Below are 7,667 nucleotides of genomic sequence, written 5' to 3'. Positions count from 1 at the left end.
ATCCGCCGTTCCATCGGCCTGAATGCGAAACAGCTTGCCGGTGGCCGCCGTGATCGGCAGGTCTTCGCCCTCTGGCCCGATGTTGTTCATCATGGTGCCAAACCAGAAGCGGCCCTTCGCATCGCAGGCGCCGTCATTGCCGCGGTTGCCGGGTGTTTCGGTGTCGATCGCGCGCCACGGTGAAAGCGCGCCGGTCGCCGGGTTGAAGATGGCGAGGCCCTTTTGCGAACCAACCAGAATGCTGCCGTCGCGGCGGCGGGCCATGGCGGTCACCATCTCGGTGAACTGCCAGCGGCGATACGCGCCGGATGCGACATGCAGGCAATGAATGGCCGAAGGCAGCATGATGTCGAGCCACCACAGGCTCTGGCTTGCGCTGTCCCAGAAACAGCCTTCACCGAGCTTGTCGCGGCTGTCCATCAGGCAGGTGATGGGGGTCGGATAGGGTGTCATGCCAGCGGGTCCTTCGGCCAGGTGTCAGCCAGCCTGTAACCATGCGGAAAAGGATCGTCCGGATCAAGCATCAGGGTTGACTGGCCGGTGATCCACGCCCGTCCGGTGATGCTCGGCAGGATGGCCTGGCGTCCGGCCAGCATGGTGCTGCCGGTGATCTCGCAGGTGAACCGGCTGTCGATGATCGACCGGCCGATGTAGCGCTGTCCCTGCTTGAGCATTCCCTTGGCGTGCAGAACTGCCATCAGTGCCGAACAGCCGGTGCCGGTGGGCGAACGGTCGATCTTGCCCGGCTTGATGACGCAGGCATTGCGGCTCGACAGGCAGCCATCTACCTGCTCCAGCGGCCCTGTCAGAAAGGCAAAGGAAAAGTGCCGCCAGTCCGGCAGCTCCGGATGCTGGAAGCCAAGCGTCTCGTTCGCTGCCTTGACGATCTTGCGGCCGGTCACGGCCAGGTCGCGCGCCTCGTCCGGCGTCACTGAGAAGCCAAGCTTGCGGGCATCGGCGATCACGAAGCTGTCGCCGCCGAAGGCCGTATCGACCCGGAGCGTTCCAAGTCCCTCCACTTCCAGTGGCGCGTCCAGCCGGTCGGCGAAGGAGGGCACATTGCGCAGGGTGATGGCCTGCGCCTTGCCATTCCGGCACTGGGCAGTCACCTCCACCAGCCCGGCCGGCGCCTCCAGCACCAGCTGCGTCGTGGGTTCGGTCATCGGCACGATCCCGGCGTCGAGCAGCACGGTCGCAACACAGATGCAGTTGGAGCCGGACATGGGCGGGGTGTCTTCCGGCTCCATGATGATGAAGCCCATCTGGGCCCTCGGGTTCTTGGGCGGAACCAGCAGGTTCACATGGCGGAACACGCCGCCGCGCGGCTCGTTCAGCACGAGGGCCCGCAGCCGGCCATCGGTGGCGATGAACCGGGACTGCTCCCACAGGCTGTCGCCGGGGGGAGGGGCAAGCCCTCCCACGATCACGTCTCCCACCTCGCCCTCGGCGTGGCAGGAGATCACCTGAATCGCCATCGTGCTTCGCAACGCCTGCCCCCGAACATTACAGGAATTTCATCTTCCCGTCCCTTGAACTTGCCGCAATTCGTCATATTTCGCCAGAGCGGCGCCGGGCCCCTCTGGCGGGAGCACTCTCCCGTGATGTCGGAACCGCAAACTGTTCGACAACCGATAATCAAGGGGACCGGCCATGGACATGCTCCAGACTTTTCTGTTCGGCGATTTTCTCGGAACGCCCGCCTATTTCTGGTTGATCTTCATCTCGGTGGTGATCGCCCTTCTCGTTTTCGATCTGGGCGTCCTCCACAAGGGCCAGAAGGAGATCGAAGCCAAGGAGAGCTTCCTTCTCTATGCCGGCTACATGGCCATCGCCTTCATGTTCGGCGGCTGGGTGTGGTATGCGCGCGGGTCGCAATCCGGGCTCGAATTCTTCACCGGCTACCTGATCGAGCAGTCGCTGGCGATGGACAACATCTTTGTCATTGCCACTGTCTTCGCCTTCCTGGGAATTCCGCGCATCTACCAGCACCGGGTGCTGTTCTGGGGCATTCTTGGGGTGATCCTGTTCCGCGCGGTGCTGATCGGTCTTGGCGCGGCGCTGGTCATGTCCTTCCAGTCGATCCTGTTCCTGTTCGGCGCCTTCCTCGTCTTCACCGGCCTGAAGATGTTCAAGACCTCCAACGAGAAGCCCTCGCTGGATGACAACTGGATCCTGAAGTTCATCCGCCGCCACTTCCGCGTCACTGATGAACTGCATGGCGAGAAGTTCGTCGTCACCAAGCCTGATCCGAAAACGGGCAAGCTCGTTCGCTTCATGACGCCGCTGTTCGTGGCCCTGATCATCGTCGAGTTCGTCGACCTGATCTTTGCCGTCGACTCGGTTCCGGCCATCTTTGCAGTCACCCAGGATCCGTTCATCGTCTACACCTCCAACATCTTCGCCATCCTCGGTCTGCGTGCGCTGTATTTTGCGCTGGCTGCCGCCATGCATCGCTTCCGCTACCTGCAGTACTCGCTCGCCATCATCCTCGTGCTGGTGGGCATCAAGATCTTCCTCGTGCCGCTCGGCATCAAGATCGACACGGCGATCTCGCTCGCCGTCACCATCGGCGTGCTCGCGGCGGGTATTGGCTGGTCCTTGTGGAAGACCCGCAATGACATGCCGGAGCCGCTTCCGGGCGCCAACCGCAACAGCATCGAGGCAGCCCAGTAGGGCTGCCTCTTGCCTCGCCGGATGGTTGCCCCTAGAGGAAACCTGGTCAATGGCGGAACCCTTGCGATGAAGAAACTCGAGCACACGATTGAAGCCATCATCCTCGCCTCGCGCTGGCTGCTGGTCGTTTTCTATGTTGGCCTGGCCGTGGCGCTGCTGCTCTACGCGGTGTCCTTCACCGGAAAGCTCTATCAATTCGCCACCAAGCTGTTCGTGCTGGCCGAAACCGACACCATCCTCAAGATGCTGGCGCTGATCGACGCCGCCCTTGTGGCCAGCCTCGTCGTCATGGTGATCATCTCGGGCTATGAGAATTTCGTGAGCCGCTTCGACAATGCCGATGGCAATGAAATCTCCTGGCTTGGCAAGGTCGATGCCGGTTCGCTCAAGATAAAGGTCGCTTCCACCATCGTGGCGATTTCCTCAATTCACCTGCTGCAGGTCTTCCTCAACGCCCAGCAATTCACGGATGGCCAGCTGATGTGGCTAACCTTCATGCACATGGCCTTCGTCGTCTCCGCCCTGCTGCTGGCCTACATTGACCGGCTGACGGCTTCCACCAAGAAGACGAAAGGCGAGTAGGGGGGCTTTAAACCTTGAAGAAAAACCAGGAGATGACGGCGAACAGCGGCAGCAGGAATGCGCCTGACCACAGCATGTAACCGAAGAATCCTGGCATCTTCACGCCGCGGTCGCGGGCAATGGCATAGACCATGAAGTTGGGCGCATTGCCGATATATGTGTTGGCGCCCATGAACACCGCGCCCGCCGAGATGGCGGCCAGTGTCACTGCGCCCTCGCCCATCAGATGATCCGGATCGCCTCCGGCCAGTTCGAAGAACACCAGATAGGTGGGCGCATTGTCGAGGAAGGATGAGAGTCCACCCGTGATCCAGAAATAGGCGAGTGTGTTCGGCGCCCCGTCCGGTGCCTGCACCAGCGCCACCAGCGGCGCGAAGGCGCCGTCCGCTCCCGCCTTCAGCATCGCCAGCACCGGAATGATGGTTATGAAGATTCCGGCGAACAGCTCTGCAACTTCGCGCATCGGCTCCCAGCTGAAACTGTTCTCCTCGCGGTTGCTGCGCCGCGTTAGGCCAAGCGACAGGATAACGATCGCCACAAAGGCAGCATCGCGGGCCAGCGCCGCCACGGCCACCTCGGTGCCATAGATCGTGACCACCCCCCAGTCTGCGGCCGCCGAAAGCAGGATCACGCCGATGATGGCCGGGATCAGGGCAAAGTTGATTCCGCCTGCGACCGAGATGGCGCGTTCGGGTGTCGGGTCGCGCGGCAGGTGGCCTTCGCGGGCATAGATGAGCCGGTCGAGTAAATAGAACACCACAAGCAAGGCCGCGACGATGATCACGGTCGGCCAGAACAGATGTACCGTCGGCCAGAAGAAATCGACCCCGCGCAGAAAGCCGAGGAACAGCGGCGGGTCGCCGAGCGGGGTGAGGGCGCCGCCGGCATTGGCCACCAGGAAGATGAAGAATACGATCACATGCACATTGTGCTTCCGGTCGTCATTGGCGCGGATCACGGGGTGGATCATGATCATCGCGGCGCCTGTCGTGCCGATGAAGCTGGCGAGTCCTGCGCCGATCGCCAGCAGGATCGTATTGGTGGCCGGCGAGCCGCGCAGATTGCCGCGGATCACGATGCCGCCGGCCACCGTGAAGAGGGCAAGAAGCAGCAGGATGAACGGAATGTACTCGGCCAGCGCCGTGTGCGTCACCGCTTGCGCGGCCGCATGCGGTCCAGCCGTGATGGCGATCGGCACCAGCGCCGCCAGCGCCCAGACGGCCGCCACCTTGCCCCGGTGGTGATGCCAGATGTGCGGCGTGGCGAGTGGCAGGACGGCAATGGACAGCAGCATCCCGATGAAGGGAATGGCCCAGGCGAGGCCAAGCGTACGGCCATCCAGTCCTTCGGCTGCTGCGGCGGGCGTCGCCAGGAGCAGGAGCATGGCGACGAAACCAGAGAGGCGTTCCAGCCATCTCATGACGGCACCTGCGCGGCTTTCAGAATGGGATCGGGCTTCACCGCCCCGCCGCCCACGAAGGGCTGGTCGTGAAGAATGATTCCGAACAGCATGACGCTTATGGCAAGGCTGATGATCACGAGTGCAATTCGCCGCACCAGCGTGAAGGCGGCATGGCTTACTGCCACGGTGGTGAGCAAGACCACGCCAAGCCCTGCGATGAGCAGCCACTGGCTCGCCCTGATCGAGTCCTGCGCGATCGACAGTCGCTCCTGCCGGGCGGTCGCCAGGCTGTCCAGCGATACGAGCAGGCGTTGCTGCAGCATGCGGTTCTGCTCGCCCTCCGCAAATCCGCGGATCACCGCGGAATATATGTTCCGCAATGCCTTGTCTGACTCTCGTCCGGCGGTTTCTGCCATGCTGTCCCATTCGGCCGCTACGGCCGTGCCATAGTCCTGGATCAGGCGCAGGATGCCCTCGCGCGATGGGCCGGTCGTGTAATCGAGGTAGATGTCCATCGCCTCGATGGCGCGCGCCTCCGCGAAAACCATGTCGCGGGCCCGGTCTTCGGCGCTCCAGACCGAGCTTGCCAGAAACGACACCGACAGCGCGAACATGGCGCCGGACACGGTGACGACCGCCGTCGTCAGGCTGGTCAGTTCGCTGCGCAGGCGCCTGATGCGCGGCAGCAGGAACAGCGAGTCGAGGGCAAGCGCGCAGGCCAGCACGGTCGCCGTGAGGGTGAGCAGCAGCGCAATCGGAGACAGCAGATAGATGAAGCCGAGATCGATCTGCATCGCCTCAGACCGTCCTCAGGTACCATTCGAAATCGCGTGACGTCGGTTCAGAGTAGAACCGATCTGCCTCAACCTCCTTGAGGGTAGAGAACGCATCGATGAAGGGCTTGCCGAAATAGGCCTTGAGAATGGCCGCCCGTCGGAATGCTTCGATTGCCGCATGCCAGTTGACCGGAATGGGCTTGGCGCGGCCGGCATAGCCATTGCCGGTCACGGCCGGGCCGGGGTTGGCCTTGGTCATTATGCCGTGGTGCATGCCGGCCAGCACCGCGGCCATCACCAGATAGGGGTTGGCATCTGCGCCGGCCGGACGGTGTTCGATGTGGCAGGCTTTGCTGGGGCCGGCTGGCACGCGCAGCGATACCGTTCGGTTGTTGATGCCCCAGTTGGCGGCCACCGGCGCATAGGAGTTGCGCCGGAAACGGCGGTAGGAATTGGCGTTGGGTGCGAAGATCAGCATTGCTTCTGCCATTGTCGCCTTGAGGCCGCCCAGCGCCTGCATCAGCAGCGGGTTGCCGGCCGGGTCGTCGGTGGCAAACAGGTTTTCTCCCTGATCGTCGGCCAGCGATACGTGAATGTGCATGCCCGAGCCAGTCCAGGCGGAATAGGGCTTGGCCATGAAGGTGGCGGCAAGGCCGTGCCGCTCGGCAACGTTCTTGATCAGCCGTTTCAGCATGATGGCCTCGTCGCAGGCCTTCAGCACATCGGCCCGGTGCCGGAGCACGATCTCCATCTGTCCCGGCGCATATTCCGAAATCAGCGTCTTGGCAGGCAGGCCCTGTGCCTCGCACATGGCATAGAGGTCGTGGAAGAACGGCGCAAAATCCTCCGTATCCTGAATGTAATAGGCCTGGTAGTGTTGTGGCCGCGCCTCGTTGATCAGCGCCTTGGGTGCTGTCGGCTTTCCGGCCAGCGCCGCTGCGCGGTCCATCAGGAAGAACTCAAGCTCGACCGCGCCGACTGGCGTCATGTTGAGATCGGTCTTGAATCTCCGCACCATCGTCTCAAGCAGGTTGCGCGGGTCGGCGTAATGTGGCGTGCCATCGAGATCATGAATGGTGGTGATGTATTGTGCTGATGGAACCCCGGCCCACGGAACACGCACCATGCTTCCCGGCACGGGCCACAGCAGCATGTCGCGGTCTCCTTCGTCGAAGACCAGCCCGGTTTCCGGCACGTCCTGCCCGGTGACGTCGAGCACCAGGGCAGAGATCGGCAGGAAACGCCCGTCGCGCCAGGCTGGCGCCAATTCGTCGCGGCGCAGGACCTTGCCACGGGCCACGCCGCACATGTCCGTCCACAAGACATGTATGCTCTCGACGTCCGGGTTCTGGTCCAGAAATGACTGCGCTTCGGCATCACGGTGGGGGAACTTGAGGGTCATGGGTTCAATCCTTGTCAGGCCATCAACTCGGACAGGCAGCGATCGAGTTCGCCGGTCAGCCTGTCCACATGCGCCGCGGTGGTGGCCGGGCAGATGAGCAACATGTTGTGGAACGGGGTCACGATGACTCCGCGGTTGAGAAGATAGTGGTGCACGGCTGCATCGACGGGCCGGTGGATGATGCGGGCCGCTTCACCGCCGTTGCGCGGCCTGTCCGGCGCACACATGAATTCGATCCGTGCCCCGGCGCGCACCACATGCCAGGGTGCCCCGTGCCGGCTGATCACCGCGGCCAGGTCGTGTTCCAGTTTCTCGGCCAGCGTCAGGAGCGGCCTGAAAGCCTCATCCGTGAAATAGGTTTCCAGCATCACCCGCATCAGTGCCAGCTGGATCTTGGAGCCGGCGAGCGTGGTTCCGATGCCGGAGTGGCCCGGGGTGCGCGTTTCCAGAAAGCGATTGACGCGTGCCGTGAGGTCATGGCTGAAGCCATAGACCGCCGCCGGAATGCCGCCCGCAATGGGCTTGCCCAGCACCATTGCATCGGGCTCCAGTCCATGCGCACGCGTATAACCACCCGGCCCCGACGAGATGCAGTGTGTCTCGTCAATCACCAGCAGCGTGCCCGACCTGCGGGTCAGGTCGCGCAGCGCCTCATGATATCCCTCATCGGGCAGCACCATGCCGACATTGGTCATGATCGGTTCTGCCAATACGCAGGCCACGTCGCGCTCGCGCAGCGCCGCCTCGAGCGCGGCAACATCGTTGAACTCGACCACCCTGGTGAATTGAGTGAGATCGCGCACTTCGCCGATCAGCGCCGGGTCGGCATGTG

General features: G+C 62.9%; 8 protein-coding genes. 2 read left to right on the top strand and 6 right to left on the bottom strand.

What is annotated here, in order from left to right; genetic code table 11:
- Together ACILRN_RS14600 and ACILRN_RS14595 are read right to left on the bottom strand one after the other, a co-directional pair.
- A partial coding sequence (locus tag ACILRN_RS14600; protein ID WP_395689497.1) for an SMP-30/gluconolactonase/LRE family protein occupies positions 1–453 on the bottom strand: 453 nt, incomplete at its 3' end.
- Positions 450–1,487 carry a proline racemase family protein gene (locus ACILRN_RS14595; protein ID WP_395689495.1) on the bottom strand — a complete coding sequence of 346 codons (1,038 nt, stop codon included), beginning with the start codon at positions 1,485–1,487 and terminating at the stop codon, positions 450–452. The genes ACILRN_RS14600 and ACILRN_RS14595, both read right to left, overlap by 4 nt.
- 163 nt (positions 1,488–1,650) lie before the next feature.
- On the opposite strand from ACILRN_RS14595, the gene ACILRN_RS14590 reads away from it, so the two are divergent.
- Both ACILRN_RS14590 and ACILRN_RS14585 read left to right on the top strand, forming a co-directional pair.
- On the top strand, positions 1,651–2,673 hold the full coding sequence (locus ACILRN_RS14590) for a TerC family protein (RefSeq protein WP_395689493.1): 1,023 nt from the start codon (positions 1,651–1,653) through the stop codon (positions 2,671–2,673).
- Between the two features lie 66 nt (positions 2,674–2,739).
- Positions 2,740–3,255 carry a TIGR00645 family protein gene (locus ACILRN_RS14585; protein WP_395689491.1) on the top strand — a complete coding sequence of 172 codons (516 nt, stop codon included), beginning with the start codon at positions 2,740–2,742 and terminating at the stop codon, positions 3,253–3,255.
- 7 nt (positions 3,256–3,262) lie between these two features.
- Here the strand turns inward: ACILRN_RS14585 and ACILRN_RS14580 are convergent, their stop codons facing one another.
- From ACILRN_RS14580 to ACILRN_RS14565, 4 genes are all read right to left on the bottom strand, one after another.
- Positions 3,263–4,675 (bottom strand): sodium:proton antiporter, encoded by a 1,413-nt coding sequence (locus ACILRN_RS14580; RefSeq protein WP_395689489.1) that lies wholly within the window; start codon positions 4,673–4,675, stop codon positions 3,263–3,265.
- On the bottom strand, positions 4,672–5,451 hold the full coding sequence (locus ACILRN_RS14575) for a hypothetical protein (RefSeq protein WP_395689487.1): 780 nt from the start codon (positions 5,449–5,451) through the stop codon (positions 4,672–4,674). The genes ACILRN_RS14580 and ACILRN_RS14575 overlap by 4 nt, the downstream gene beginning before the upstream one ends.
- A 4-nt stretch (positions 5,452–5,455) precedes the next feature.
- The gene (locus ACILRN_RS14570) at positions 5,456–6,835 is read right to left on the bottom strand and encodes a glutamine synthetase family protein (RefSeq protein ID WP_395689486.1); all 1,380 of its coding nucleotides are present in this window, start codon (positions 6,833–6,835) and stop codon (positions 5,456–5,458) included.
- 14 nt (positions 6,836–6,849) lie between these two features.
- On the bottom strand, positions 6,850–7,667 hold an 818-nt coding region (locus tag ACILRN_RS14565; protein ID WP_395689485.1), incomplete at its 5' end, for an aminotransferase class III-fold pyridoxal phosphate-dependent enzyme.

This window comes from Aestuariivirga sp. (assembly GCF_044238155.1).
Lineage (GTDB): Bacteria > Pseudomonadota > Alphaproteobacteria > Rhizobiales > Aestuariivirgaceae > Aestuariivirga.
Note: the sequence above shows the minus strand (reverse complement) of the source record. Positions and strands in the feature narration are given on the sequence as shown.